This is a genomic window from Flavobacterium sp. T50_26, from assembly GCF_057652995.1.
The window spans coordinates 1-26,594 of sequence record NZ_JBYFCC010000035.1 but is presented as its reverse complement, the minus strand read 5'-3'; the positions used below and the strand labels follow the sequence as shown (position 1 = coordinate 26,594).

Genomic DNA, 26,594 nt, shown 5'->3' with positions numbered 1-26,594 from the left:
TAAATTTAAACTTTTTCTAATTAACTCCTTTTGAAATTCTAAATTAAAACACTTTGCAAAGTAAAGGTGAGGGATAGTAGCGGAAAGCCCACAGTGAGGAGGCACGACGAACGAGGACTTGTAGCGGATAGCCCGACCCGGAGCTTGCGGAGGGGCACGCCCAACTTATTCTTCTAATGCATTCCAGCCTCTGGCTTTGAGTTCTATTTTTTGATTGGCTCGCGTGATCAAATGTTTGCCTTCTGTTGCTTTATTCATATGACCGATGACGGTGAGGTTGGGATTGGCTTTGATTTTGTCGAAATCTTCGATGGCGATGGTGAATAGTAGTTCGTAATCTTCGCCGCCGTTGATGGCTACTGTTGTGCTGTCGATGTTGAATTCTTCGCACACCGAAATGAGTTGCGGATCTAAGGGTAATTTTTCTTCATAAATCGTGCAACCTACGTTGGATTGCTTGCAGAGATGCATTACTTCGGAGGATAATCCGTCGGAAATATCGATCATCGAAGTTGGATTTACTTCGAGTTTTTCGAGTAAGTCTTTGATGTCTTTTCTGGCTTCAGGCTTCAATTGACGTTCGATTAGGTACGTATAATTGTCTAAATCCGGTTGATTATTAGGGTTGACTTGGAATACTTGTTTTTCGCGTTCAAGCACTTGCAAACCCATATAGGCTGCACCGATATCGCCGGTAACTACGAGTAAATCGTTTTCTTTTGCACCGTTTCTATACACAATATCTTCGGCATTTGCCTCGCCCAAAGCGGTGATAGAAATGATTAATCCTTTTTGAGAAGAAGTGGTATCGCCACCAACGACATCAACGTTATATTCTTTGGATGCGAGTGTGATTCCGGCGAATAATTCTTCTAACGCCTCTAACGGAAATCGGTTTGAAACCGCAATGGAAACTGTGATTTGTGTGGGTTTTGCATTCATCGCACAAATGTCGGAAACGTTAGCAACTACGGCTTTGTAGCCAAGATGTTTTAACGGCATGTAGGCCAAATCAAAATGTACGCCTTCAACTAATAAATCGGTAGAAATAACGGCTTTTTTATCATTGAAATCTAAGACTGCGGCATCGTCGCCAATTCCCTTCAAGGTAGAAGGTTGGTTGATGTCGAAATGCTTGGTTAAATGTTCTATTAAACCAAATTCGCCCAATTGAGCTAAGGAAGTACGTTGAGGTGATTTTTCTTCTAACATTTTATTGATTTTCTGGTTGCAAAGATACAAACTTTAATAACCATAGTTTTGTTGCAAATGAATGTTGCTTAATTTGAAGAATAGTTTTTGCTAATCTCACCTTTATCTGATAGAATTATGTAGTGATAAGAAGGGTGCTTTTTTAATAATTTTATTCCTTTTTTTAATCCTAAAACCATTACAGAAGTGCTGAAGCCATTGCACATTTCGGCATTTTCTCCAACAATAGTAACACTCGTTATTCCGGTAGAAGGATAGCCGGTTTTTGGATTGATGATATGAGAATAACGTTTGTCATTAATTTCAACAAATTTTTCATAACTTCCAGATGTTGCTACGGCTTTGTTGTTTGAAAACTCAAGTATTTCTATGGTTTCTCCGGTTTCAAAAGGATTGTTTACACCAATTCGCCATGGTTTTCCATTAAGTTGATTTCCCCAAGAAGCCATATCGCCGGAAGCATTTATAAGTCCGGCTTTCACGCCCAACGATTGCATCAGTTGTCTTGCTTTGTCTGCAGCATAGCCTTTTCCGATGGAACCAAAACCAATTTTCATTCCTTTTTTTGATAAGAAAATGGTTGAGTTAATGCTATCTAAAATGATGTTTTTGTAATTGACTTTCGCTATCGAATTATTGATTTCTTTTTTTGATGGTAAATCTTCCATCGAGCCGTCGAAAAACCAGATTTTATCCAGTGCAACAATACTAATGTCAAAAGCTCCATTTGAAATGTGGGAAAACCAAATGGCTTTTTTAGTGAGCTCAAAGACTTCTTTGTCAACTTTAACGGGTTCTATTCCTGCATTTCTGTTCACTTCAGAAATTTGTGTTTCGGGACGCCATTCTGAGATTAGGTTTTCGATGCGTTCAATTTCTGCAATAACTTTTTGAATGTTTTGATGAGCTGAGGTACTATCTTTATCTACCAAAGTGATTTGAAATACACTTCCCATTAAATTAACCGTTTTTGTTTCTTGCACTTGTGCAAAAGAAAAAATGGTGAAAAACAATAAAATATAAGAAGTATATAGTTTAGTAAAAAACATAAGATAAAATTAATAACAATCGGTCAAAATTTGCCCGTTTGATTGATACGATTTAAAAGTTGTTCCGTTTTTATTACATATAGATTCAAGTAAGGTTTCTACATCTTTTTGCATTTGCAAAGAACCACAAATCATGATGACACCTTTGTTTTCAAGAAGATTTAAAAAGAATGCTTGATCTCTTGCAATTAAATCCATAACATACTGCGAAGGTTCTTGACGTGAAAAAGCAAAATGGACAGAATGAAGTTTTTTGTTATCGATGTATTGTTTTGTAATTTTTGAATACCGTTGAGAAAGTTCATTGTCGTTTCGAAAACCACAATATAAATGTGTTTCTATATTTTTTTTATTTTCATCTATCATTCCTAAAAAAGGAGCAATACCGGTTCCGTTTGCAATTAAAGCGACTTTGGATGCATTTTTTGGAAAGTGAAAGTGATTGTTTTTGATGATCCGAGCTTTGAGTAAATCGCCTTTTTCAAGACGATATAAAAATTCGGAACCCAAACCATTTGGATGCAAACGGACAATGAGTTGAACGGTTTCATTTACTTTTCCGATGGAATAAAAACGTTCGACGCTATTATTTTTTGGATAAATTGCCAACAAATCACCCGATTTAAACTTGACCAATGATGAAGGTTTCAAATTCAGTCTAAAAGTTGTAGTGTTGTCTGAAGTGATTTCTGCTCGATCAACTAATTGTAATGTTTTAAGTTTAGGTGGTTTTTGACTGTATAGTGAAGGAGCCGTTGCAATGGCAAGACTATTTTGGTTTGCCCAATCTGTTGCCCATTTTGTAAATTCTTCAGCTGATTTTTCGTTCACGGTGTAGAGTGATAAGGCTCGTTCTGCCCAACTTTCTTCGGCCAATAAACGATCTACATGTTTGGCATATTCGCAAAAATCGGGGTAGGCTTTTGAACCAAATCCAACCACAGAATAATTTATTTTTTGATGTTGAGGAAATTGTTTCAGTCGTTCTTCAAATTTTGAAGCATTTACCGGAGCTTCACCTAAACCATAAGTTGATGTGAAAATAACCAACTGTTTTGCTTTTGGAAAGCTGGTGTAATGATTTAAATCGGTTAAATAGGATTTCTTTCCGTTGGCTTGCAATTGAAGATGAATTTGATTTGCAAAACCATAGGTTGTACCATTTTCAGAACCTACTAAAAGAATAAATTCACTTTCGTGGGTTTTGAATTTATTTCTGACTTTTGTTTTTGTACGTTTTAACGTAATGGCAAATCCGGAATAAATAAAAACCAAAATATTGAGAGATGCAATAGCCAAAACAATCGCCCACAATAAGTTGGTTCGTCCGGTATGCAAGTCTAAACTCAATGTTTCAAGGATCTGAGAAACCGGATATTTCGATTCCTTAAGAATTTGACCTGTAAATTGATTTACGGTAATTTCTCGGTCTTTTAGTTTCAAAATAAAATATTCCTCAGGATCTTCCATAAACGGAAAATCGATTTTAGAAACTTCGGATAACTTAATTTTTTTGAATATTTGAAAATCGTTTAATGGAAGTTCTTCAAGTGTTTCGTTTTCTTGAAAGTTAATTGGATTTAATTTTTCATGCGAAATAATTTCAAAACGAAGCAAAAATAAATGTGTTGCTGTGATGGCAATAATTAAAATAGGAATTAGCATCAATCTTCCGCCGGTTACATGTAAATATTGTGCAAGTGAATCTTTGTTTACTTTTGAGAAGAAATTTCGAATACCGTTTTGTCGTTTTAGAAGAAGAATAGTTCCGGAAACAGCAATTAAAAAGAACAAAAAAGAAGCAAAACCAACAATAAATCGGCCTGTTTCATGCAAAAACAAGGAACGATGTAGGGCGAGATTCCACTGAAAAAAATCGCTTTTTGGAGTTGTGTTGCCTAATTTTTCAATAGTATTTGGATTAATGTAGGCTTTAATTTCATTACCTTCTTCATCAAATGCTTCTAAGGTTACAAATTGATTGTGATCAACAGAAACACTGGTGATTTCGGAATATTTTTTTTTCAGTTTGGGAATAAATTCAGCAAGAGATAGTTGGTCTTCCTTGTCTATTTGATAGGGTTTAGTTTTTTCGCTCGCAACATCAACTGCCAGAATGACTCCGGTTACCGAGGCAACAACCAGCACGATTGATGCCAGAAGTGCTAACACTAAATGGGCATAACGCCAAATAGACAATGTCATTGCTAAAAATTATTGAACTTTGTTCAGTTTTACGTATCGAATGTATCCTTTTCCTTCTGTTTTTTGAGTAATTCCTTCTGTAGTCAAAGGAATTTCTACATCTTCAACATGGTATAACTTGTCTTCTACAGCAGTTTCAAAACGAAGTTTGTATCCTTTGTTGAGTTTTGATTCATCAATAGTAAAAGTAGTGATGCTTCTATCGCCGGCAGCTACAGATGCTCCGGTAATTCCGTTAAGATTTTCTTTCTTTTTGGTTAAATTTTTATCCCATTCTTTAAAACCATTATACCATTGCTTGTCTGGCCCCATCATATAAAGGGTTTTTTCATAATTGCCTTTTGAGTCAATCAACGAAACCACAACATAAGCTTCCAAACCTTGATAATTGGTCATTTGAAGTAGACATTTATATTTTGCTTGTTGAGCAGATGCTTGCAAACCAGTCAAAACTGTTAAGGTTATAATTGATAATTTTAGTAAAGATTTCATTTGTTTTTCTTTAGTAAAAAGAACATTACTGAAACAAATTGCTCAATAATGTTCCTTAGCGTTATAATTTATTTTAAAAAATCTATGTCAATTTTGCTTTTCTGTAACGATTCGTTTTCGGAAGCCAAATCAAAAGCTGTTTCGTCAAACTCGGTTTTAATTTCTTTTTTTGCTCCTTTCGACACCAAATATTTCAGAATAGCATCGTCTTTTGCGGTTAAAGCTGCTTTGTGCAAAGCTGTCATTCCTTCACTGTTTTTGGCATTGATATCTGCACCAAAATCTTCAATTTTCTTAATTAAATCAAGATTGTTTTTGGCTACAGCCAAGTGATATAAAGTGCTTCCGTCTTTTTGAGGAGTAGATAGATTGAAACCGGCTTGTTTTAAAAGATTTAATTTTTCAATAAATTCATCTTTTTGTCCAGGTCTAACCGGGCGGTTAGATTGAATTAAGTAATAGGCAAGGTTATTTCCGTTGGCATCAATTGTGTTACTATCTGCTCCTTTTTTAATTAGATAGTCAATTACTTCCGGCGAACCATTTTCTAAAGCTAAAGTCAAAGCTGTTTCACCTTTGTTGTTTTTGGTATTTATATTTTTAACCTTCGGAAAAACGGCATTTAACACGTTAATATTGGCTCTTCCCATATTCATTAAAACGGTATTTCCATCTTTATCGGCTTGATTTACATCGACACCTTTGTTTAAAAAATATGTGATGATTTCTTCTTGATTAGGTTTCTTTACTAAGTTGTGAAGCACATTTTCACCATTATCGCCAACTGATTTTGGATTTATTTTTAACTCTTCCACCAAGTATTTGTATGTTTCTAATGGAGTAGAAGAATATCGTGAACCTTGCGAAGCAAAAATCAATGCTCTGTCATCGTGTTTGATGTTTCTCTTTTTTAATGATTTTAAAAAGTTTGCATCTCCGGATCGTGCGGCATAATTAAAGGCGGTATTTCCTTTCTCGTCGGTATCGTTTAATGATAATCCTTTTGTGGCAAAGTAATCGGAAAGTTTCAACTCTTTGTCATTCGCAATGGCTAACAAAATTAAGTTGGCACCATTTTGAAATTTTTGTTTCGGATTATTTCCGGCTTTAAATAATAATTCATAAACCTCCGTGTTTGTTTGTCCATTTCCTGCGGCAAAAGAAATAGGAATTGCTCCTTTATCATCGGTACGATTAAACTCTGAACCCTTGGTTAAAAGATAATTTACCAAGTCGGCGTTGCCTTTACTGGCTGCCCAATGAAGGTAGATTCTGCCGTCGTGCGTTGTTTTACTCACGGTGTTTCCTTCTTGTTCAATCAGAAATATGATGGTTTCTAAAGAAGCGTCGTTGTTGATGGCGATGCTCACCACGTCATGATTGCCTCTATTTGCTTCAGAGGGGCTGTTTCCTTTGGCAATTTCTGTTTTAACTGCATTTATATCTGGATTTTTTTTCCAAAAATCTGCATTTAACAATGTGTTTTGAGCATAAGAAAAGCAGGTTGATAGCAGTAAAATTGCAAACAAATTTTTTTTCATATTAGTTGTTTTTTATGAGGAATATAGTTTCCTTAGTTTGATTGAAATTCCGCATGGCAAAAGTACCACACGGAATTAATTTTAAGTTGTATTTTATCTTAAAAGATTAGAAAGCACCAATAAAGTGGTTTCCTGGTTTGTTTATTAATTTTGCACCTTCGGTAACTGCACCGGTTATGCTGTTGATAATATAAATGCGTCCGTCTTGACCAACTGGAGAGATGGTAATATATACATCAAAACCATCAACTACAAAACCTTGGTATTGGAATAAATATAAATCAGGGTGATAAGGTAACGTGATTTGTTGAGCGGTTTTAGCATTTAAATCTATTAAAGCCACAAAACTTTGTGATTGACCGGATAATGCTGAAACAGCTGCACCATCATGTGTGTAGTTTACAATGGCTTTTCCATTTCCTGCATATCTCCAATTTTCTATATATGAACCTGTTACGCCAAGAGCATCATCTAAATTGAATATATATGAATTGTCATATTGGTTGTTTTGATTAATTCTTAAAATATGAGAACCTTGAGTATCTCGTTGTGTTGCTTGATAAATGTTGCCATCATCGCCAACAAAAGAGTTGAAACTACGGTATCCGCTTGTGTCACCAAAACCAACTGTAGACGTAATTACAACTGGGTTTTGTAATGAAGGATAATCAACAACTACGGATTTTGAACCTAAGCGAGAATATTCTGTTTCATTGGCTCCTGTTGCCGGATTTGTTTTACGCATCCAAGTACCAATAATCAATTTGTTTCCTGCTTTGTTTAAAACCGGAGCATCTAATCTGAAAATATGATGACCTTGAGCTTCTTCTTCGGCCGTTAGCGGAATTTCATACGTTTTAGTAGCTGATATTAAGGCATTAACCATGTCTAATGATAAAACGGTAGCCGTTCCTCTTGTATATTGATACGTTCCGTTTGAATCTGCATTTACAACCGGAGTTGTTACATTTACAGCAACACCGGTTTTGTCTCTGTCAAATAATTTTACCCAACGAGGATTTGTTCCTGCATATTGAGAAATATTTACGATTCCTCCAACTGGTGTAAAGTTTTGACCGCCACCCACTACATATTTTGAAAATTCTCCACCATTTCCACCGCCATAAGCAATGTTAAAAAAGGTAAATCCGTCTTCTGATGATTGCAAACGTGCAGTTCTGGCAGAAGGAACGATGTATCCATTTTCAAAAACATCATATGATTTGCTTGGGTCTTTCGCGTTTTCTTTACTGATAGAATAGATTAATGTTCCACCGTTTCCATCTCCAGGCACACCATTATCTGTTCCCATAACGGCTCCTGCAACGGTAATCCATCGGTCTTCAGTTACTTGTGGTTCTGTTGGGCCGCTGTTATCATCATCACTACATCCGGTAGTTAAAGTTAACGATGTTAAAATCGCTGTTAAAGTCAATAATTTAAAGATATTTCTTTTCATTGTATATATAGTTAGAAGTTATTAATTACATAATTTAGTTTTAGATAAAATGCTCTTCCCGGTTTTTGAACGGCCATGTTATCAAAGGCTTGTTTGTTAAAAACATTCTTGGCATCAAAACTCACGATTAAATTTTTCTTAGGAAAAACATAACTTAATCCTATATCATGAATATTTTGTTGTGGAACATCAAAGAATTCTATTCCTGCATTATTACTGTAAAGAGTTGTCATATAATTAAAAGTATCCACAAACATATAGTTGTAAAACACGTTTAATTGCGAATCTTTACTTAATAGATTTTTAAAGGAATATTGAGCTCCGGCATTAATGGTAAAAAATGGCTCATTTGGAATTTTTATTTCTCTGTTATAAATGTCTTTGTTCGTTAAGTCAAATTTGGACGTATTAAATAGAAGAGTAAAATTTTCATTATAGGTGTAATTTAGTTCTAAATCAAATCCTTTCGATTTTACATTTCCTTGATTTACAAAAGGTAACGTTTGAACATTGCTGTTAATTTGCGTTTCCACAGGGCGACCGATTCTATCTGTAATGTCTCGGATAAATCCGTTTGTGGCAACAGAAATTTTATGTTTTTTTACTGTAAATGCTCCAAATTTGAATCCGATGTTTACATTTTTACTGGTTTCGTTTCTAATACCTGTATTTTCTAAAATATTATCTCCAGCGTCACCAAAAACTTCATTTTCATTCGGCAATCGCACAGCCTTTTCTGCTGAGGTTAAAATAGTTATGGTGGGAATGATAGCATATGAAACAGCAATTCCGTATCCGTTGGCTGTTTTATTGCTGCTAACAACATCTTCCACTCTAACTGATTCGCCATCAATAACTTGAACAGTCGGGTTCATTCGTTCAATATTTTGCTGATAAAGTTTCCCAAAAACAGAAGCTTTAAATCTGTCATCAAATCCTGCAAATTCATAGGTTAAAGAAGTTATACTTTTTTGTAAATCTCTTGTTCCCATAAAATTTCTTTCTAAAACAGTTCGTATTTCATCATCATCTTCTCTGTTGATTGATTGAAATAAGTTATTAATTAAAAATCGATGATTTGGATTGATAGCATAAGATAGTCCGGTTCTTACCGAAGCAGTTTTACGAACAATATTTGCTATCGTTGGAGCTCCTTGTTGTGCTCCGTTATTGGTTAAAATAGGTTCGCCATCCAAATTTATGCTGCGTTCGCCCGACCAATTGTATCGCCATTTCACAGTGTCATTTACTACTCGATTTCGTTGACCATAAATTCCGTGAACGGTTACATCCAAACCTTTAATTAAAAAATCTCTTTTATTATAGGTCAGATGTACAAGTTGAGCATCCGATTCGTTAAAGCGTCCTTTGTAAGGAACTGTCATAAAAACACCATGTTGATCTTCTTTATATGAATCTGAAGCGGTAAAGCCAATGAAGAAATTATCTGCCCATTTTACATCTGTAAAACCGGCTTCTACAACTCCTCCAACAGATCTAAAAGCGTCGTTGTATCGTTTGGCACGCAGAAATTCTCTTCTTCCGTTGGGTAGGATGTTATAAACATTTTGTCCCCAAACTTCATAATCATTGTCGGAATAATTATAAAAACCTGAAGCTTTCATGGTAAATCCGGATTTATTATAACGATATAATGCACTGAAATTCAATTGTGTGGTATTGAAAGAGCCGTAAGATGCAGAAAAGTTGAAATTATTTTTAACACCTTTTTTCAAAACAACGTTGATGGCTCCGCCTAATGCATCATCTGATAAATGACCGGGAATTACTCCTTTATACACTTCAATTCGCTCAATCATTGAAGGTGGAATGCTATTTAAATCAAAAGATGAACCATAGGTAGAAATTGGAATACCATCGATAAATATTCTAATGGCATTGCCAGACATTCCGTTGATGTTATAATTTACATCGGAACCCAAACCACCATTTTGACGAATACGAACACCAACAGTGCGGTCTAGCAATTCGTTAGTTTGAATATTTCGTAAACCGGCTTGTTTTGTTTCAATTACATTAACAGCAAAACCTTTTGTTTCAATTTCCTTTTTTTCTGTTTTTTTGCTCACTACAACCTCAGAAAGTTGATTGTTTACTCTTTTTATTGTAATGTTTGCTTTGGTGTTGGGAGAATTTATTTCAATTGGAGTTGTTTGTTTTTCTGCTTCAACAGTACTGGTTTCTAGACGATATTTTCCGTATGGAATCGTGTTAATTTCAAAATTTCCATTTTCATCAGTTAGAGCCGACTTTTCAGTTCCTTGCAGAAAAACCAAAACATTAATAGCAGGTTCATTGTCCTCAAACTTTATATTTCCCGAAATTTTTCCGTTTTGTGCCCAAATCGAAATGGAAAAAAGCAAACAAAAAATCAAATTATAACAGTGAGAAGAAGGCATGCTTTTGATAGTATTAAATTTCAAAGCAAAGATATTCTTATTTAGACTAATTACAAATAAAAGTAATTCAGATTCTGCTGTTTTAGGATTTTTTCAAAAAATTAACTTTAAAATGAGTAATTTATAATGAAAATAAATAAGGAAATATTAATTTTTAAATTTATGAGGGTCCTTTTTAACTGTCAAAGGAGTAAAACCAAAAAAATAATTTCAAAAAATCATAATACTACTGACAAACTGTTGTCACTTCTTGCCAATAACTTTGCTTCATTAATCATTAAATAATAAAAAAAAAATGACAACAACAGCCCAAGTAATCAGTAAAGAAGATTTATTAAAACACTGGCAAGGTCACCGTTCGCTAACCCGAAGAGTGATTGAAGCCTTTCCGGAAAAAGATTTTTTCGAATTTTCTGTTGGCGGTATGCGAACGTTTGCCGAATTGACTTCCGAATTGTTAGCCATCGGTGCTCCCGCCATGAAAGGCATCGTGAATCGCGAAGTAAAACCGTATGACGAAAACACCGATAACGGGAAAACCAAAGCAGAATACTTAGCAAAATGGGACAAAGCCACAGAAGAAATTAATCACTATTGGGGTTTGTTACCGGTGGAAGATTTCGATAATACATTTAATCTTTTTGGACAATATGAATTCCCGATTATTCAAAATATCCTTTATTTTATTGATAACGAAATTCATCACCGCGGACAAGGATATGTGTATTTAAGAGCATTGGGAATTGAACCGCCTTTCTTTTGGGAGAGATAGTTTCTAACATTAAAATTTTAAACCATTAAGGTAGTAAGGTTCATTAATTTACTTATTAATTTTCCTTACTACCTTAATGGTTCAAAAAAAAGTTATTTCAAAATCTTCATTTTAATAGTTTCCATCAATTCCAACACCCTTACTTTTAAACGTTCCGGTTCAAGAATCGTTGCAAAATCGCCAAACATTAGAAAAAATCTTGGAAAACCATCTTCAATGTCTTTGCATAAAAAAGTCATTTCTATGTTATTTCCAACTACTTTTTCGGAGACAAATCCGTGGTATTTTCGTTCGCCGGAAAGGTATTTTGCCATTTTCTTTTCAATGGAAATAACGACTTTGGTGGTAGGATATTCTTCTTTGTCTTTATTCAAATAAAATTCCAACGCTTCGTGTTCTTTCGTAAAAGCGATTTCTGTTTTTTGGATGTTATGAATGCGGTCGGTTCTAAATTGACGGTAATCTTTCCGCAAATGGCAATAACCCAACACATACCAATTGTTGTGGTCGTGAAAAACGCCAACAGGTTCGATGGTTCTCGCGGTATTTTCATCAGCTTCAAAAGCTTGATAATCCAAAACCAATTGCGTTTTGTCAGCAATACTTCTAAAAATAAAAGCCAATGCGTGCGGAGCTTGTTTTGGGAAAGTTTTTTCCAACGGCTGCATTACTACATTAGATTCGATGGTAGAAACCCAATCTTTGTCGGAACTTTTCAACACAGCTTTCAATTTAAACATCGCCGAAGCATATTGATTACCAATTTCCTTATCGGAAAATTTTTCCATCAGTTTTTCGGCGGCAATAAAACTTTCGGCTTCTTCGCGGGTGAACATCACAGGCGGCAAACGATAACCTTCTAACAAAGAATAACCCAAACCGGCTTCGCTGTAAATAGGAACTCCCGAAGCTTCCAACGTTCGAATATCGCGGTAAATAGTTCGCAAACTCACGTCAAAACGGCTGGCCAATTCGTGTGCTTTTACAATCTTTTTGGATTGCAATTGGATGAGAATAGCAACAATGCGGTCAAAGCGTTTTGGGGTTTCGTCGTGCATAAAAGGTGTTTGTCAAATATAGAAATTTATTTTATTGTTTTGAAACTCAACCCACGGTTTCAACCGTGGGGAAAAACAATTCTCATCCCACGGTTGAAACCGTGGGCTAATGAAAAACCCAACAACTCTCGTCATTGGGTTCTCCTATATTTTCTAAGCTACTCAGCATCTCAGCCACTCAGCGTCTCTACTAATCATTCAACTTCAACACCGCCATAAACGCCTCTTGCGGAATTTCTACATTCCCCACTTGACGCATTCTCTTTTTACCTTTTTTCTGTTTTTCCAACAGTTTTCGTTTACGTGAAATATCTCCACCGTAACATTTAGCGGTCACGTCTTTTCGTAAGGCTTTAATCGTTTCACGAGCAATGATTTTTGCACCAATGGCCGCTTGAATCGGAATGTCAAACTGTTGTCTCGGAATCAATTCACGCAACTTTTCACACATTTTCTTACCAATATTATATGCATTGTCTTCGTGAATCAATGCCGACAAAGCATCCACTGATTGAGCATTTAACAACACATCCAACTTTACTAATTTTGACGTTCTCATCCCAATAGGTGAGTAGTCAAACGAAGCATATCCTTTGGAAACCGTTTTCAAACGGTCATAAAAATCAAATACAATCTCAGCCAACGGCATATCAAAATTTAATTCAACCCTTTCAGTAGTTAAATAGGTTTGATTGGTAATTACACCGCGTTTTTCAATACACAAACTCATTACATTACCCACAAACTCCGATTTGGTAATGATGGTTGCTTTAATATACGGTTCTTCTACACGATCCAATTTAGAAGGTTCCGGTAAATCGGATGGATTGTTTACAATCAAAATCGTATCCGGTTCTTTTTTGGTAAAAGCATGATAGGAAACGTTGGGAACTGTTGTAATCACAGTCATATCATATTCACGTTCCAAGCGTTCCTGAATGATTTCTAAATGCAACATTCCTAAGAATCCGCAACGGAAACCAAATCCTAAAGCAGCAGAACTTTCAGGAACAAAAACCAACGACGCATCGTTTAGTTGTAATTTTTCCATCGAAGCTCTCAAATCTTCATAGTCTTCGGTGTCAACAGGATAAATTCCGGCAAAAACCATCGGTTTTACATCCTCAAAACCTGTAATCATATTGGTGGTAGGGTTTTTGGCATCTGTCAATGTATCACCCACTTTTACTTCTTTTGCTTCTTTAATACCCGAAATCAAATAGCCAACATCTCCGGTTGAAATCACGTTTTTCGGAACTTGATTCAACTTCAACGTCCCAACTTCATCGGCAAAATATTCGTTTCCGGTTGCCATGAATTTAATCTTCTGACCTTTTTTAATTTCACCGTTTTTCACACGGAAAATTACTTCAATACCACGAAACGGATTGTAATGTGAATCAAAAATCAACGCCTGCAACGGTTCATCAACATTTCCTTTTGGAGCGGGAATTTTTTCAATAATCGCAGCCAAAATATTTTCTACACCAAAACCGGTTTTACCCGAAGCGTGAATAATATCTTCTAATTTGCAACCTAATAAATCAATAATATCGTCGCTCACTTCCTCCGGATTAGCACTTGGCAAATCCACTTTATTCAACACCGGAATAATTTCCAAGTCGTTTTCTAAAGCTAAATATAAATTAGAAATCGTTTGAGCCTGAATACTTTGAGCAGCATCTACAATCAACAAAGCTCCTTCACAAGCAGCAATGGATCGCGAAACTTCATACGAAAAATCAACGTGTCCCGGCGTATCAATCAAATTCAAAGTATATTTTTCGCCTTTGTACGTATATTCCATTTGAATCGCGTGACTCTTAATCGTAATTCCACGTTCACGCTCCAAATCCATGTTGTCCAACAACTGAGCCTTTTCCTCACGAGCCGTAACGGTCTGAGTAGCACCCAATAAACGGTCCGCCAACGTACTTTTTCCGTGGTCAATGTGAGCAATAATGCAAAAATTTCGTATGTTCTTCATCTTCGTTTAATTCAAATTTTTTGGGCGTTCCCCAAGGGTCGGGCTTTCCGTTCCAAGTCCTCGTCACGGTTTCGCTATCGCTACACCGTTCCTGTGGGCTTTCCACTGCAATCCCTAACGCAAACCCTGCTCCTTAGCGAATTGTGTGCAAATATAAAGCAAAGTTTTCATTTTTAGGTTTTAAACTTGAAACCTGAAACCTGAAACCAACAAAAATTAGTATTTTTGATTACTAAATCACTTTAGAACCATTAAAAAGCGAAAATGTACCCAAAATTAAAATATATAATATTAACTATTTTATTGATTAAAATTGGTTTAGCAATTTTCTGCTATTTGAAATTTTACCAGAAAAATTACATTTATGAATTCCTTCTTCCAACAATTTTAACGGGTTTAATTATTATATTTTTCTTTCTTCCAAGAAATTTAAAAATAAAAAATAATCTTCTTACTATTTCAGCACTTGGAATTTCAATTTTAGGCTTAATTATTATTCTAAATCTAACACTTACTAATTTTTATCATTTAAAGCAGGGTGAGATTGTAAACGAATACAGAGAGTTAAGTTGTGAAGAAATGGAAAATCGCTTTCATGAAGACCAGACGAATAAAGAGATAAAATTTTTTCATTTCAATTCTTTTTGCGTTGATTCTTTAAATGTTGAATTGAAAAGTTACGGAATTACTTATTATGGAATGGGATCTTTATATCAAGAAAATTTTAATTGCTACAACAAATTGGTGGTTGATCATTTGAAAGATAATAATGCCAATACTGAATTAATAAAATTTGTGAAATAATCTCTAAACCTTCTGATTTTGCAAACCCCACCCGTTTCCTTATCTTTGCAAAAAAAAAAATTCAATGCCAAAAATCGGAAACATCATCTTGCCCGACTTTCCCTTACTTCTTGCTCCAATGGAAGATGTGAGTGATCCGCCGTTTCGTCGCTTATGCAAATTGCACGGAGCCGATTTGATGTATTCTGAATTTATTTCGTCCGAAGGCTTGATTCGTGATGCGATGAAAAGCAAAATGAAACTCGATATTTTTGATTACGAACGTCCGGTGGGTATTCAAATTTTTGGTGGCGATGAGGAAGCGATGGAAATGTCTTCCCGAATTGTAGATGCAGTGCAACCCGATTTAGTAGATATTAATTTTGGTTGTCCGGTTAAAAAAGTCGTTTGCAAAGGAGCCGGTGCCGGAGTTTTAAAAGATGTTGATTTGATGGTTAGATTAACCAAAGCCGTCATAAAAGGAACGAATCTTCCCGTAACAGTAAAAACTCGTTTAGGTTGGGACGAAAATACAATCAACATTGATGAAGTAGCAGAACGTTTGCAGGATATTGGTGTGCAAGCGTTAACTGTTCACGCAAGAACTCGTGCTCAAATGTATAAAGGTCATTCCGATTGGTCGCATATTGCCCGTGTAAAAAATAATCCCAGAATTACAATGCCTATTTTTGGAAACGGTGATATCGATTCGCCTGAAAAAGCATTAGAATACAAAAACAAATATGGTTTGGATGGAATGATGATTGGTCGTGCTGCCATTGGTTATCCGTGGATTTTTAATGAAATCAAACATTATTTCAGAACTGGTGAACATTTACCCGAGCCGACGATGAAAGACCGCATCGAAGCCGCCCGAAATCATTTAATTTGGTCAATGGACTGGAAAGGCGAACGCGTTGGAATTTTTGAAATGCGTCGCCATTATACCAATTATTTCAAAGGTATTCACGGATTCAAAGAATACAAACAAAAATTAGTTACAACCGACGGAGCAATGCCGTTAATGGCACTTTTTGAAGAGATTGCTGAGGTGTATGCTAATTATCAGACGGTTTAGAAAAGCATTAGTCATTTTATCTGTTTTTTATTCTGTGGAAAAGAATAAAAATAATTCAATTTATACTCTTTCCGAAAAACATCTTTTTAAAAGCTCGCAAATACTTTTCTTGTTAAGTTTAACTTAGCAGAGAAAAGAATTTAATACTTGAAAAAGGATTCATTTAGTTTGAAGTTTACATATCGAAGAGACACTTTAGAAATGAAAGCATTAATCTGGTTGAAAAAAACTGTGATAACTAATTAAGATTGGTAATTGTTGTGAAATTATTATTTTTATTAGCTATTTTTGAGATACTAATTCGTCTACTCTATAAATTTAAAAATAAATAACCGATGAAGCAATTGTTTTTTTTATGTTTAATTTTGAACTTAAATTTTTCTTATGCTCAATGTGAAGTAAAGAAAATGGAATTAAAAGATAATATTACGCTTTCTAGAACAAGTGAAAAATTTTATACTAATGAAGATTTGGAGAATGGGTTGAAATCTTTTTATGTAAGTTTGAACTTATATAGTGATAAATCAAATCCTAATTCTTCATTTGTTTGCGAATTAGTTGTAACTTATGTTTGGAGTGGATATTATACAGAAATGACACCAAATAAAATAAGATTTAAATTAGAATCTGGAAAAGAGCTTTATTTAGTAGCAGAAAGTAAATCTTCTGGAACAATTAACGGACAAGAAGTTCCCGAAAAATTTAATAGTATTGAATGTACATTTTTACTTTCATCGGAAAACATTAAACAATTATTAGAATATAGAACGATTTCAGAATTTACAATTATTGATTATAAAACAAATGAATCATTTGATTTTTCAGAAGGATATAAAGGACAGTTTCCTGAAATGTTATCGTGTGTAATTAGAAAATAAATTCTTCTCCTTTTAAGTTAGTATTATGCTTCACGAATTTCTCCGACTTCGTAGCAAGTAATTATACCTTTTTTAGTTTGATCAAATTAAAAAGGTTACACCACCATTTTTTTCCACTTCCCTTTTTTATACAATATATAACCGGCAATGGTAATGCACGTTTCCGCTATCGGAACCGCCATAAAAACTCCGGTTGGACCCATTTTTAAAAACTTCGCTAAGAAATAAGCCAACGGAATTTGGAACAACCAAAATCCAAAAAAGTTAATTTTTGTGGGTGTCCACGTATCTCCTGCACCGTTAAAAGCATTGATGAGAACCATACCAATTCCATAAAAAACATAGCCTAAACTCATAATTTGAATGGCTTCTACAGCAATATCCAAAACTGCTTTGTCATTGGTGAATAAAGTAATAATCGGTCGGGCGGCGGTTAACGTGACAATCATAATAATTCCCATAAAAATCACATTGTATTTTGCGGTAACCATCACCGATTTTTCGGCACGTTCAATTTGTTTTGCTCCTAAATTCTGACCTACCAACGTGGCAGCAGCACTACTCAATCCCCAAGCGGGAAGAATGAAAAACATCATAATTCTAAGTGCGGTTTGATAACCCGCAGAGCCAACATCACCTCCGGTAGTTGCGACAAAGTTTGCCATAAAAATCCAACTGCACGACGCAATTACGAATTGTAAAACTCCGGGAGCAGCGATTTTAACTAACGCTTTTATCTGATCAAAATCAGGAGTTATATAAGCAACCATCATTTTGATAACACCTTTTCCGTTGAAAAGATGATACATTTGATAGATAACACCAATACTTCTTCCGATTGTCGTCGCAATCGCAGCTCCGGTTAATCCATAGGCGGGAATTGGTCCCCAACCGTTAATCAAAATTGGATCTAAAATAATATTACAACCATTCGCCAACATCAAACTTTTCATCGCAATAGCGGCATTTCCGGCACCACGAAAAATTCCGTTGATGAGGAAAAGCAACATAATGGAAACGCTTCCGCCCATCATAATTTGAACAAACGAAGTTCCGTAAATGGCCGATTCTTGCGAAGAACCCATCCAAATTAAAATATCCGTCGCATAAATGATTCCGAAGATGCTGAGAATTGTATTTAAAACAACGGCTACAATAATTGCTTGCATTCCAGCTTTTGCTGCAGCAACCGGATCTTTTTCGCCAATTCTTCGGGCAACAACTGCAGTTGCAGCCATACTGATTCCGATGGCGATAGAGTAAATTATCGTGAGAACTGATTCGGTCAAACCAACTGTCTGAACTGCAAAACTGCTGTTTTCTAAGTGACCAACAAAGTACAAATCGACTAATGCAAAAACCGATTCCATCATCATTTCTAATACCATCGGAATGGCGAGTAGAATGACGGCGGTTTTTATTTTTCCGGAAGTATAATCAAAATCGGCTTCGCCTTTTAAAGCCATTTTTATAGTAGAAAAGATACGTGAAAGCATACCTTTTGAGTGTTTATTTTCAGTCATTTTTAGATAAAGATTTAGTAAATAAATAATCTTTCGACAGAGCTGTCAAGAAGATTTTTAAAACGAAGTAGAGGTGTCTTTATACGAAATAAGGACTAAAAAAAACAATCATAGTCGTATAGTTGAAGTACAAATATAAAATAATTTATAAAACGAAGACTATTCCAACAATTTTTTATTGACACGGCTGCTGGCAATCCATGAGGCAAGAAATCCTAAAACGGCAATCGTAGCAATTACAATAAATACATTTGCAAATGAAAATCGAACCGGATAGGCCATGCTTTCATTAATCATTATAAACCCAAATTGTTGCTGAAGAAGCGTAACAATAATTCCCAATACCAAACCAATCAAACAGCCTAAAAAACAAATTAAAAATCCTTGATAAAGGAAAATTTTTCTCAAATCTTCGATATCAGAACCTAAATTGAACAAGGTTTTTAAATTTGATTTCTTTTCGATAATAATCATAATCAAAGCACCGACTAAAGTGAAAAGCGTGACCGTAATTACCAACGAAAAAATAAGATATAAAACCAAATTTTCGGTATTCAACATTTTGTAGAGCGATTCATTCAGTTGAGCTCTGTTTTTGATGACAACATTGTTTTGCAGAATTTTTTCCAACGAAGAAATAACATCTGATTCATCAGCGTTGGGTTCGAGTTTTAGCTCAATTCCGGAAATTTGATTGGATTTGTAAGCTAATAATTCCTGCACAATACTTAAATCGGCAAAAACATATTTCTGATTGAGTTCTTCATTGATGTAATAAAATCCCACCGGAACTAAAACAGAGCGATTAAAAGCTCCATCCGGCGAATCAATCGTGCCTTTTCCCGGTTTGGGAACAAAGGTTTCAAAAACATTCACCAAATCAAATAATCCCATGGAAAGCTTTTGACTTATGCCGTGTCCAACTACTACCTGCTCAGAATCTTCTTCAATCCATTGACCTTGAAAAATAGTTTTTTCTACTTGGTTAACTTGATTAAAATTTTTATCAACTCCTTTAATGTTAGCTAATAAATCTTTTCCGTTAAAGGTAAATAGTGCTCTTTCTTCAATGATTTTGCTAAAATGTGCAACACCTTCCAATTTACTGATTTCAGCTTCTTGTTGCGGACTGATCAAAATGGTTTTTCCGGTTTTTGCAACAGCTTTTAAATCCGGATCAAAATCATTTGAAAACGACAAACTGAAATCTTTTAACCCACTAAAAACAGACATAACTACAAACAACGCCATGGTTCCGGCTATAATTCCTACCGAAGAAATTATAGTAATAATGTTGATAGCAGTATTTTTACTACCGCTAAATAAGTAGCGTTTGGCTATGTAAAGTGGAAATTTCACTCTATAATTTCTTTCTTCTTTCTAATAAATCCGGATTTTCAATCGGATTTTCATCGCCCGTTAAAGCTTTGTCAATTTTTTCAATATAATCCAATGAATCATCAATATAGAACGATAAGTTAGGTACTTTTCGTAATTGAAGTTTTACTCTTTGCGATAAATCATGTTTAATTAAAGGTGTATTCGATTTAATTGCTGCTAAAATTTCCGGACCTTTTTCAGTTGGAAAAACGCTTAAAAACACTTTAGCAATTGATAAATCAGTTGTAACCGAAACTTTTGAAACGGAAATAATTAAGTTAGTGATTCCGTTTTTACGCACTTCTCCTTGCAAAATATCAACCAAATCATTTTGCAAAACGGTTCCTATTTTCTTTTGTCTGTTTGTTTCCATGATGCAAAAGTACAGATTTTTGTTAGTATTTAAATTTTAAATGATTAGGCAATGTTTATTTTATCGAATCTTTAGCAATAAGTTAGAAAATTTATAAAACTCAACTTCTTATCTTTGCACAAATAAATAAATTATGAAGTTCAATACAAAAGTTATACATGGTGGCCAACATCATGATCCAAGCACAGGAGCAGTAATGCCTCCGGTTTATAACACCTCTACTTTTGCACAAAAAAGTCCGGGTGTTCCCATTAATCATTATGAATACAGTAGAGCGGCAAATCCAACTCGTCAAGCATTAGAAGATGCGTTGGCAAGTATCGAAAACGGTGTTCGTGGTTTAGCCTTTGCTTCCGGTTTAGCAGCAACGGATTCCGTTTTAAAATTATTAAAACCCGGCGATGAAGTAATTGCAATGGATGATTTATATGGTGGAACATACCGTATGTTCTCTCGTATTTATCAAGATTTTGGAATCAAATTCCATTTTGTGGATATGAATAATTTGGAAAAATTTCAATCGTTAATTAATTCTAATACAAAATTGGTTTGGGTTGAAACACCGACAAATCCGTTGATGAAATTGGCTGATATTGCTGCCATTGCAAAAATTACAAACGAAAAGAAAATCTTATTTGCAGTTGATAACACCTTTGCAACACCGTACCTTCAAAAACCATTGGATTTAGGTGCGGATATTGTTATGCACTCGGCAACCAAATATTTAGGAGGCCATTCGGATGTAATTGCCGGTGCTTTGATTGTAAAAGATGCTGAATTAGGCGAAAAATTACATTTTGCACAATTTGCAACCGGAGGAACTTTAGGCCCGCAAGACAGTTATATGGTGCTTCGTGGAATTAAAACTTTACACCTTAGAGTGCAAAGACATTGTGAAAACGGAATGAAAGTAGCCGAATTTTTAAGCAATCATCCGGAAGTAGATAATGTATTCTACCCAGGTTTACCGGATCATCCGTTTCATGAAATTGCCAAAAAACAAATGCTTGGCGGTTTTGGCGGAATGGTTTCTTTTACTTTCAAATCAGGTAAAAAAGCAGATTCTATTTCTTTCTTAGAAAAATTAAAAGTATTCACTTTAGCAGAATCGTTAGGTGGAGTTGAATCTTTAGCGAATCATCCGGCTTTGATGACACACGCTTCGATTCCGGAAGAGAAAAGAAAAGAGATTGGAATTTCAGACGATTTAGTTCGTTTGAGTGTTGGAGTAGAAGACATTGATGATTTATTAGCCGATGTTGAACAGGCTTTCAGATAAAAACAAAAATCCCGTCAGCAAAAAGTTGACGGGATTTTTTATACTATATAAAATCGATTAATCTAAATAATAAATATAACCTACATTTAACCAAACTAACCAATCGTTCGCTTTGTTTTCGGTATACACATCCGGATTCGGATTTAAACCATCCACCCAGTTAGAGAAATAATATTGCCAACGCAAATCAATCATTAAATCAGAAAGAACAGTTAATTTATATCTTGTTCCAACACTTGCTACAACAGACCAAACTGTGCCGGCTTCGTTGGTAACACCATCAATATATTTAACTGGAGTAACTTCTAATAATTCGCCAAGACCAGGACCTAATTCAGAATAAGCTTCCGGATTATAATAACTAAATTGAGCTCCTAAACTCACAAAAGGAGCTAATTTTCCAGGAGTAGCAGAAAACTCTCTGATACTTAACGGAAAATATTCTAATTGCATACCAATGTTGGTCACAGAAGTACTTCCTTTCATTCCTCTCAATTGTTGAGCAAAAACATTTGTTCTGCTCGGATCAACCCATTCTCCATAATGTTCAAGGTTGGTTTTATTATAAGAAAGCTCACTTCGCAATTTAAAGTGATCATTAAAATAAGTTGGCGTTGCATAACAGTTACAATCCGCTCGGTATGAAAAATTCATATAATGAATTATTCCAATACCAATACCGGTGTTTCCAAAGTTTGTCTCGCCGTCGCCTCGCACACCATAATCGGATTGAAAAGCAACCGGACCAACAATCGCACCAACTTCATGCGAAAAACCAAACTGTGCTTTAACAGTATTGTTAAAACCAAATAATAGCAATAAGGTAATTATAAGATATTTGGGCATTTGCATATATTTTAAATGACAATTCTCGACAAATATATAAAAACATAATTCACTTGTAAAATAAAATGAAAAAATACTTCTATATATACGAAAAAAACTAAAATTTGTTTTAAATGTTGTGATTTATTGTTGATTTTATCTTGATTTCTTAACAAAAAAATAAATCTACTGAGAATTTAAAAAAAATTATATCAATATTTTAATAAAATGTATATTTGTCGCAACAAACGAAAACGTTTTCATAAACGTTATTAAACTAATAATCATGACAGAAAGTATTCACTCTTTTGTTGAAGCTGTAGCTAAAAAAAATCCAAACGAACCTGAATTTTTACAGGCTGTAAAGGAAGTTGCCGAAACGGTTATTCCTTTTATTGAGCAAAATAAAAAATACCAAAACCAAATGCTTTTAGAGCGTATGGTTGAACCGGAACGCGTAATCATGTTTCGTGTTACATGGATTGATGATGCCGGAAAAACACAAGTTAACCGCGGATACAGAATTCAAATGAACTCTGCAATTGGTCCATACAAAGGCGGAATTCGTTTTCATCCTTCCGTAAACTTAAGTATTTTGAAGTTTTTAGCTTTTGAGCAAACATTCAAAAATAGTTTAACAACTTTGCCAATGGGCGGAGGTAAAGGTGGTTCAGATTTTGATCCTAAAGGAAAATCAGACATCGAAATCATGCGTTTTTGCCAAAGTTTCATGACAGAATTGTCTAAACACATTGGTGCAGATACCGACGTTCCTGCAGGAGACATTGGTGTTGGTGGTAGAGAAGTAGGCTATATGTTCGGTCAGTACAAACGATTAAGAAACGAATTTACCGGCGTTTTAACCGGGAAAGGAATTTCTTTCGGAGGTTCGTTAATTCGTCCGGAAGCAACAGGTTACGGTAACGTTTACTTTGCTCAAAGTATGTTAAAAACCAAAGGCGATAGCTTCACAGGTAAAATTGTTACAGTTTCTGGATCAGGAAACGTAGCTCAATATGCTGCCGAAAAAGCAACTGAATTAGGTGGAAAAGTAGTAACATTATCAGATTCTTCAGGATATATTTATGATGCAGACGGAATTGATGCTGAGAAATTAGCTCACGTAATGCACATCAAAAATGAATTGAGAGAAAGAATTAGCGAGTACGTGAAAAAATATCCTAACGCAAAATTTGTGGAAGGAAAACGTCCTTGGGAAGTAAAATGTGATATCGCTCTACCTTGTGCAACTCAAAACGAGTTAAACGAAGACGAAGCAAAAACATTAATCAAAAACGGATGTATTTGTGTGTCTGAAGGTGCAAACATGCCTTCTACACCGGAAGCTGTTGAAGCATTCTTAAAAGCAAAAATATTATTCGCACCAGGAAAAGCTTCAAATGCCGGAGGTGTAGCAACATCTGGTTTAGAAATGTCTCAAAACTCATTGCGTTTAAGCTGGACATCAGAAGAAGTAGATGAAAGATTAAAAGCAATCATGGCAAACATCCACGAATCATGTGTAAAATATGGTTCAGACGGAAAAGGCTATATTGATTATGTAAAAGGAGCAAACGTTGCCGGATTCGTAAAAGTAGCCGATGCAATGTTAGGTCAAGGAGTAGTGTAATTTTCACACTTCAATAAATAAAATTCAAAAGCTGTCTGAAAATGACAGCTTTTTTTATTCCCTAAATATTAAAAGTAGGATTCTTTCGTTTTACCTATATTTGTGTGTCAATTTGAATTGCTAATGAAGAATTTTTTTTGGATTACAGTAGTATTAATGCTTCCGTTCGTGAGCATTTCGCAAAATCTTCTATGGGAAGGCTATTTTTCGTATAATGAAGTTCGCGATTTATCAGAATCCGAAAACCGTTTATTTGCCGCTTGCGAAACCGCTTTGTTTTCTAAAAATCGTTCCACAAACGAAATAAAAACATTCAATACTGTTGATGGTCTTTCGGGAGAAACCATTTCAACCATTTATCACAGCCAAGTGTCAAACCGAACATTTGTGGGTCACGATAATGGTTTATTGATAATGATTAACGAAGCCACCGAAGAAATCACCTTATTAGTCGGAATTCGTGATCAAGCCGGCGGAATTCCTCCCAACAAAAAGAAAATCAATCACATTTACGAACACAATTCAAAACTATATATTTCAACTGATTTTGCTTTAGTAGAATTCAAACTTACCGATTTTACCTTCGGAGACACCTTCTACATCAGTCCAACCGGAGCACAAGCAGAAGTATTGGAAACAACCGTTTTAAACGACGAAATTTATGCGGTTACCCTAAACCACGGCATCCGTAAAGCACCATTATCCAATCCAAACTTAGTCAATTTTGCAGTATGGCAAACGTTTGATGCAGGCTTTTGGAGAGGAATTGTAACCTTTAATGAGCAGCTTGTTGCCATAAATTCAAATAATATTATATACAGATTCATAGGAACAAGTCCGTCAATTGTTTTAAACATTGGTCAACCATTCCTCGATTTACGAAGTAGGGGAGACAAACTAATTGCCGCCACAGCAACCAGAGTCATAGTCATGAATGAATCGTTTGGTCAAGTGGTTTCCATTCAAAACACATCAATACCGGATCTAACGTCAAATTTCACTTCGGCAACAATCATTGGCGATTCCATTTACATCGGTACCTTCGAAAATGGCGTAATCGAAACATCAGTAACCAATCCATCTTTTTTTGAAGTATTGCTTCCGCAAGGACCCAATAAAAACAATATATTCTCCATAACCGTCACACCATCCGGAACATTATGGGCAACCTATGGCGATTATTCTCAGTTCAATAATCCCTATCCGTTAGATGAGTATGGCATTAGCAAATTAGCACAAGCACAATGGCTCAACATTCCGTATGAAGAATTATTAGGAGCCAAATCAATTGTTCGCATCACCGTTAATCCAACCAACGAAAACATTGTCTATGCAAGTTCCTATTTTTCCGGTCTATTAAAATTAGAAGACGATGTGGCTACAACCTTATACAATGCCACAAACAGTAGCTTAGAATCGTTGGTAATAGCAGGAAACCCATCTTATGGTCCCGATATTCGAATAGAACAAACCGCTTTTGATAGAGACGGAAACCTATGGGCGTCTAATGGTTTAATTGCCAATATGTTCAAAGTCATGAGAGCAAACGGCCAATGGCAATCCTATGATGTAAGCGATGTTTTAGGCGGATTTACCGGAAACAGCAGAATGTCTGTAGACAAAAACAAAACCAAATGGCTTTGCACGTTAGACGAAGGTTTAATTGCCTTTAACGAAAACGTCAACAACCGCTTAATAAAAATTACCGAAGGTCAAAACGAAGGCAATTTGCCCTCATCCGCCGTTCAATGTGCCGTTGTAGACAACAGAAACCAATTATGGATTGGCACCCGAAGAGGATTAAGAGTCTTGCCATCGGTAGATCGGTTTTTAAACGAAGAACAACTCACAACCAATTCCATCATTATTTTAGAAGACGGTTTGGCACAAGAACTTATGTTTGGTCAATTCATTACAGATATCGCCGTAGATGGTGCCAACAACAAATGGATCGGAACAGCCGATGCAGGAGTGTTCCAGTTTTCGCCAAACGGGCAGCAAACGCTACAGCGATTTACTACGGTCAATTCACCATTGCCAAGCAACGTAATCAACGACATCGAAATAAACGGAACCACAGGCGAGGTCTTTATTGCCACTGCCAAAGGAATGGTCTCTTTCAAAGGAACCTCTACCAAACCCAACGAAAACCTGCAAGACGTCTATGTATACCCCAATCCGGTACGTCCCGGTTTTGAAGGAACTGTAAAAATCTCCGGACTCACCAGCAAAGCCAACGTAAAAGTCACCGACATCGAAGGAAACCTCGTCTACGAAGAAATCTCCGAAGGCGGCACCATCGAGTGGGACACTACCGCATTCGGAAAATACAAAGTAGCCTCCGGAGTCTATATGATTTTTATATCTACCGATGATGCGTTGGATACTACGGTGAAGAAGGTAATGATTGTGAGGTAATGTGGCAATTAGGCAATGTGTTGATGGGGCAATTGGTTCTATTTAACATTATGTTTTTCATACTCTATTTATACTTTATCCATACTTTATCCATACTCTATCCATACTCTATCCATACTCTATCCATACTCTATCTATACTACGGATAGGGATAGTGACCCGTCCTGACCCGTCCTAAATTAACTATACAGATTATTAAATAAATCCTACTCTAGTTATACAAATATAATTC

At 35.4% G+C, this 26,594-nt stretch carries 20 protein-coding genes; 7 read left to right on the top strand and 13 right to left on the bottom strand.

Annotated elements, in window-relative coordinates:
* Positions 1-165: 165 nt before the first annotated feature.
* The 7 genes from thiL to AC23MC_RS15555 all read right to left on the bottom strand — a co-directional run bounded on the left by thiL (position 166) and on the right by AC23MC_RS15555 (position 10,402).
* Positions 166-1,212 carry a thiamine-phosphate kinase gene (gene thiL, locus AC23MC_RS15585; protein ID WP_487569271.1) on the bottom strand — a complete coding sequence of 349 codons (1,047 nt, stop codon included), beginning with the start codon at positions 1,210-1,212 and terminating at the stop codon, positions 166-168.
* Positions 1,213-1,280: 68 nt separating this feature from the next.
* On the bottom strand, positions 1,281-2,261 hold the full coding sequence (locus AC23MC_RS15580) for an FAD:protein FMN transferase (protein ID WP_487569270.1): 981 nt from the start codon (positions 2,259-2,261) through the stop codon (positions 1,281-1,283).
* Between the two features lie 9 nt (positions 2,262-2,270).
* Entirely contained in the window at positions 2,271-4,466 is a 2,196-nt protein-coding gene (locus tag AC23MC_RS15575) for a PepSY domain-containing protein (protein ID WP_487569269.1), read from the bottom strand.
* A gap of 9 nt (positions 4,467-4,475) precedes the next feature.
* Positions 4,476-4,958: a DUF2271 domain-containing protein gene (locus AC23MC_RS15570; protein WP_487569268.1), complete on the bottom strand. Its 483-nt coding sequence runs from the start codon at positions 4,956-4,958 to the stop codon at positions 4,476-4,478.
* 68 nt (positions 4,959-5,026) lie between these two features.
* Complete coding sequence (locus AC23MC_RS15565) at positions 5,027-6,499, bottom strand: ankyrin repeat domain-containing protein (RefSeq protein WP_487569267.1); 1,473 nt, start codon at positions 6,497-6,499, stop codon at positions 5,027-5,029.
* A gap of 106 nt (positions 6,500-6,605) precedes the next feature.
* Positions 6,606-7,958, bottom strand: a complete 1,353-nt coding sequence (locus AC23MC_RS15560; RefSeq protein WP_487569266.1) for a DUF4374 domain-containing protein — start codon at positions 7,956-7,958, stop codon at positions 6,606-6,608.
* A gap of 11 nt (positions 7,959-7,969) precedes the next feature.
* Positions 7,970-10,402: a TonB-dependent receptor gene (locus AC23MC_RS15555; RefSeq protein ID WP_487569265.1), complete on the bottom strand. Its 2,433-nt coding sequence runs from the start codon at positions 10,400-10,402 to the stop codon at positions 7,970-7,972.
* A 271-nt stretch (positions 10,403-10,673) separates the two neighbouring features.
* Here AC23MC_RS15555 and AC23MC_RS15550 point away from each other — a divergent pair, with 271 nt between their 5' ends.
* Positions 10,674-11,150 carry a DinB family protein gene (locus AC23MC_RS15550; protein ID WP_487569264.1) on the top strand — a complete coding sequence of 159 codons (477 nt, stop codon included), beginning with the start codon at positions 10,674-10,676 and terminating at the stop codon, positions 11,148-11,150.
* A 92-nt stretch (positions 11,151-11,242) separates the two neighbouring features.
* Here the strand turns inward: AC23MC_RS15550 and AC23MC_RS15545 are convergent, their stop codons facing one another.
* Both AC23MC_RS15545 and lepA read right to left on the bottom strand, forming a co-directional pair.
* On the bottom strand, positions 11,243-12,208 hold the full coding sequence (locus AC23MC_RS15545) for a helix-turn-helix transcriptional regulator (protein WP_487569263.1): 966 nt from the start codon (positions 12,206-12,208) through the stop codon (positions 11,243-11,245).
* Between the two features lie 190 nt (positions 12,209-12,398).
* A complete protein-coding gene (gene lepA / locus AC23MC_RS15540) occupies positions 12,399-14,195 on the bottom strand; it encodes a translation elongation factor 4 (protein ID WP_487569262.1) in 1,797 nt (598 codons plus the stop codon).
* Between the two features lie 303 nt (positions 14,196-14,498).
* On the opposite strand from lepA, the gene AC23MC_RS15535 reads away from it, so the two are divergent.
* The 3 genes from AC23MC_RS15535 to AC23MC_RS15525 all read left to right on the top strand — a co-directional run bounded on the left by AC23MC_RS15535 (position 14,499) and on the right by AC23MC_RS15525 (position 16,934).
* On the top strand, positions 14,499-14,999 hold the full coding sequence (locus AC23MC_RS15535) for a hypothetical protein (RefSeq protein WP_487569261.1): 501 nt from the start codon (positions 14,499-14,501) through the stop codon (positions 14,997-14,999).
* Between the two features lie 64 nt (positions 15,000-15,063).
* On the top strand, positions 15,064-16,056 hold the full coding sequence (gene dusB, locus AC23MC_RS15530; RefSeq protein ID WP_487569260.1) for a tRNA dihydrouridine synthase DusB: 993 nt from the start codon (positions 15,064-15,066) through the stop codon (positions 16,054-16,056).
* A gap of 407 nt (positions 16,057-16,463) precedes the next feature.
* Positions 16,464-16,934 carry a hypothetical protein gene (locus AC23MC_RS15525; protein ID WP_487570654.1) on the top strand — a complete coding sequence of 157 codons (471 nt, stop codon included), beginning with the start codon at positions 16,464-16,466 and terminating at the stop codon, positions 16,932-16,934.
* A gap of 95 nt (positions 16,935-17,029) precedes the next feature.
* Here the strand turns inward: AC23MC_RS15525 and AC23MC_RS15520 are convergent, their stop codons facing one another.
* From AC23MC_RS15520 to rbfA, 3 genes are all read right to left on the bottom strand, one after another.
* Positions 17,030-18,457: an MATE family efflux transporter gene (locus AC23MC_RS15520; RefSeq protein WP_487569258.1), complete on the bottom strand. Its 1,428-nt coding sequence runs from the start codon at positions 18,455-18,457 to the stop codon at positions 17,030-17,032.
* 159 nt (positions 18,458-18,616) lie between these two features.
* Positions 18,617-19,816 carry an ABC transporter permease gene (locus tag AC23MC_RS15515; RefSeq protein ID WP_487569257.1) on the bottom strand — a complete coding sequence of 400 codons (1,200 nt, stop codon included), beginning with the start codon at positions 19,814-19,816 and terminating at the stop codon, positions 18,617-18,619.
* A 1-nt stretch (position 19,817) separates the two neighbouring features.
* Positions 19,818-20,210, bottom strand: coding sequence for a 30S ribosome-binding factor RbfA (rbfA, locus tag AC23MC_RS15510; protein WP_487569256.1), 393 nt, complete (start codon positions 20,208-20,210; stop codon positions 19,818-19,820).
* A 133-nt stretch (positions 20,211-20,343) separates the two neighbouring features.
* Between rbfA and AC23MC_RS15505 the strand changes: the two genes are divergently transcribed.
* Positions 20,344-21,489 carry a cystathionine gamma-synthase gene (locus AC23MC_RS15505; protein WP_487569255.1) on the top strand — a complete coding sequence of 382 codons (1,146 nt, stop codon included), beginning with the start codon at positions 20,344-20,346 and terminating at the stop codon, positions 21,487-21,489.
* Between the two features lie 57 nt (positions 21,490-21,546).
* Here AC23MC_RS15505 and AC23MC_RS15500 read toward each other — a convergent pair whose 3' ends face one another.
* Positions 21,547-22,335, bottom strand: coding sequence for a THC0290_0291 family protein (locus AC23MC_RS15500; protein WP_487569254.1), 789 nt, complete (start codon positions 22,333-22,335; stop codon positions 21,547-21,549).
* A 265-nt stretch (positions 22,336-22,600) separates the two neighbouring features.
* On the opposite strand from AC23MC_RS15500, the gene gdhA reads away from it, so the two are divergent.
* Both gdhA and porZ read left to right on the top strand, forming a co-directional pair.
* Positions 22,601-23,944, top strand: a complete 1,344-nt coding sequence (gdhA, locus tag AC23MC_RS15495) for an NADP-specific glutamate dehydrogenase (RefSeq protein ID WP_487569253.1) — start codon at positions 22,601-22,603, stop codon at positions 23,942-23,944.
* A 123-nt stretch (positions 23,945-24,067) separates the two neighbouring features.
* A complete protein-coding gene (gene porZ / locus AC23MC_RS15490; protein ID WP_487569252.1) occupies positions 24,068-26,362 on the top strand; it encodes a type IX secretion system anionic LPS delivery protein PorZ in 2,295 nt (764 codons plus the stop codon).
* The last annotated feature ends 232 nt before the right edge of the window (positions 26,363-26,594 follow it).

What these genes read in the sequence shown, in the direction of transcription:
- thiL (WP_487569271.1), bottom strand. Translation starts at nt 1,212, where the DNA reads ATGTTAGAAGAAAAATCACCTCAACGTACTTCCTTAGCTCAATTGGGC.
- AC23MC_RS15580 (WP_487569270.1), bottom strand. Translation starts at nt 2,261, where the DNA reads ATGTTTTTTACTAAACTATATACTTCTTATATTTTATTGTTTTTCACC.
- AC23MC_RS15575 (WP_487569269.1), bottom strand. Translation starts at nt 4,466, where the DNA reads ATGACATTGTCTATTTGGCGTTATGCCCATTTAGTGTTAGCACTTCTG.
- AC23MC_RS15570 (WP_487569268.1), bottom strand. Translation starts at nt 4,958, where the DNA reads ATGAAATCTTTACTAAAATTATCAATTATAACCTTAACAGTTTTGACT.
- AC23MC_RS15565 (WP_487569267.1), bottom strand. Translation starts at nt 6,499, where the DNA reads ATGAAAAAAAATTTGTTTGCAATTTTACTGCTATCAACCTGCTTTTCT.
- AC23MC_RS15560 (WP_487569266.1), bottom strand. Translation starts at nt 7,958, where the DNA reads ATGAAAAGAAATATCTTTAAATTATTGACTTTAACAGCGATTTTAACA.
- AC23MC_RS15550 (WP_487569264.1), top strand. Translation starts at nt 10,674, where the DNA reads ATGACAACAACAGCCCAAGTAATCAGTAAAGAAGATTTATTAAAACAC.
- AC23MC_RS15545 (WP_487569263.1), bottom strand. Translation starts at nt 12,208, where the DNA reads ATGCACGACGAAACCCCAAAACGCTTTGACCGCATTGTTGCTATTCTC.
- lepA (WP_487569262.1), bottom strand. Translation starts at nt 14,195, where the DNA reads ATGAAGAACATACGAAATTTTTGCATTATTGCTCACATTGACCACGGA.
- dusB (WP_487569260.1), top strand. Translation starts at nt 15,064, where the DNA reads ATGCCAAAAATCGGAAACATCATCTTGCCCGACTTTCCCTTACTTCTT.
- AC23MC_RS15525 (WP_487570654.1), top strand. Translation starts at nt 16,464, where the DNA reads ATGGAATTAAAAGATAATATTACGCTTTCTAGAACAAGTGAAAAATTT.
- AC23MC_RS15520 (WP_487569258.1), bottom strand. Translation starts at nt 18,457, where the DNA reads ATGACTGAAAATAAACACTCAAAAGGTATGCTTTCACGTATCTTTTCT.
- rbfA (WP_487569256.1), bottom strand. Translation starts at nt 20,210, where the DNA reads ATGGAAACAAACAGACAAAAGAAAATAGGAACCGTTTTGCAAAATGAT.
- AC23MC_RS15505 (WP_487569255.1), top strand. Translation starts at nt 20,344, where the DNA reads ATGAAGTTCAATACAAAAGTTATACATGGTGGCCAACATCATGATCCA.
- AC23MC_RS15500 (WP_487569254.1), bottom strand. Translation starts at nt 22,335, where the DNA reads ATGCCCAAATATCTTATAATTACCTTATTGCTATTATTTGGTTTTAAC.
- gdhA (WP_487569253.1), top strand. Translation starts at nt 22,601, where the DNA reads ATGACAGAAAGTATTCACTCTTTTGTTGAAGCTGTAGCTAAAAAAAAT.
- porZ (WP_487569252.1), top strand. Translation starts at nt 24,068, where the DNA reads ATGAAGAATTTTTTTTGGATTACAGTAGTATTAATGCTTCCGTTCGTG.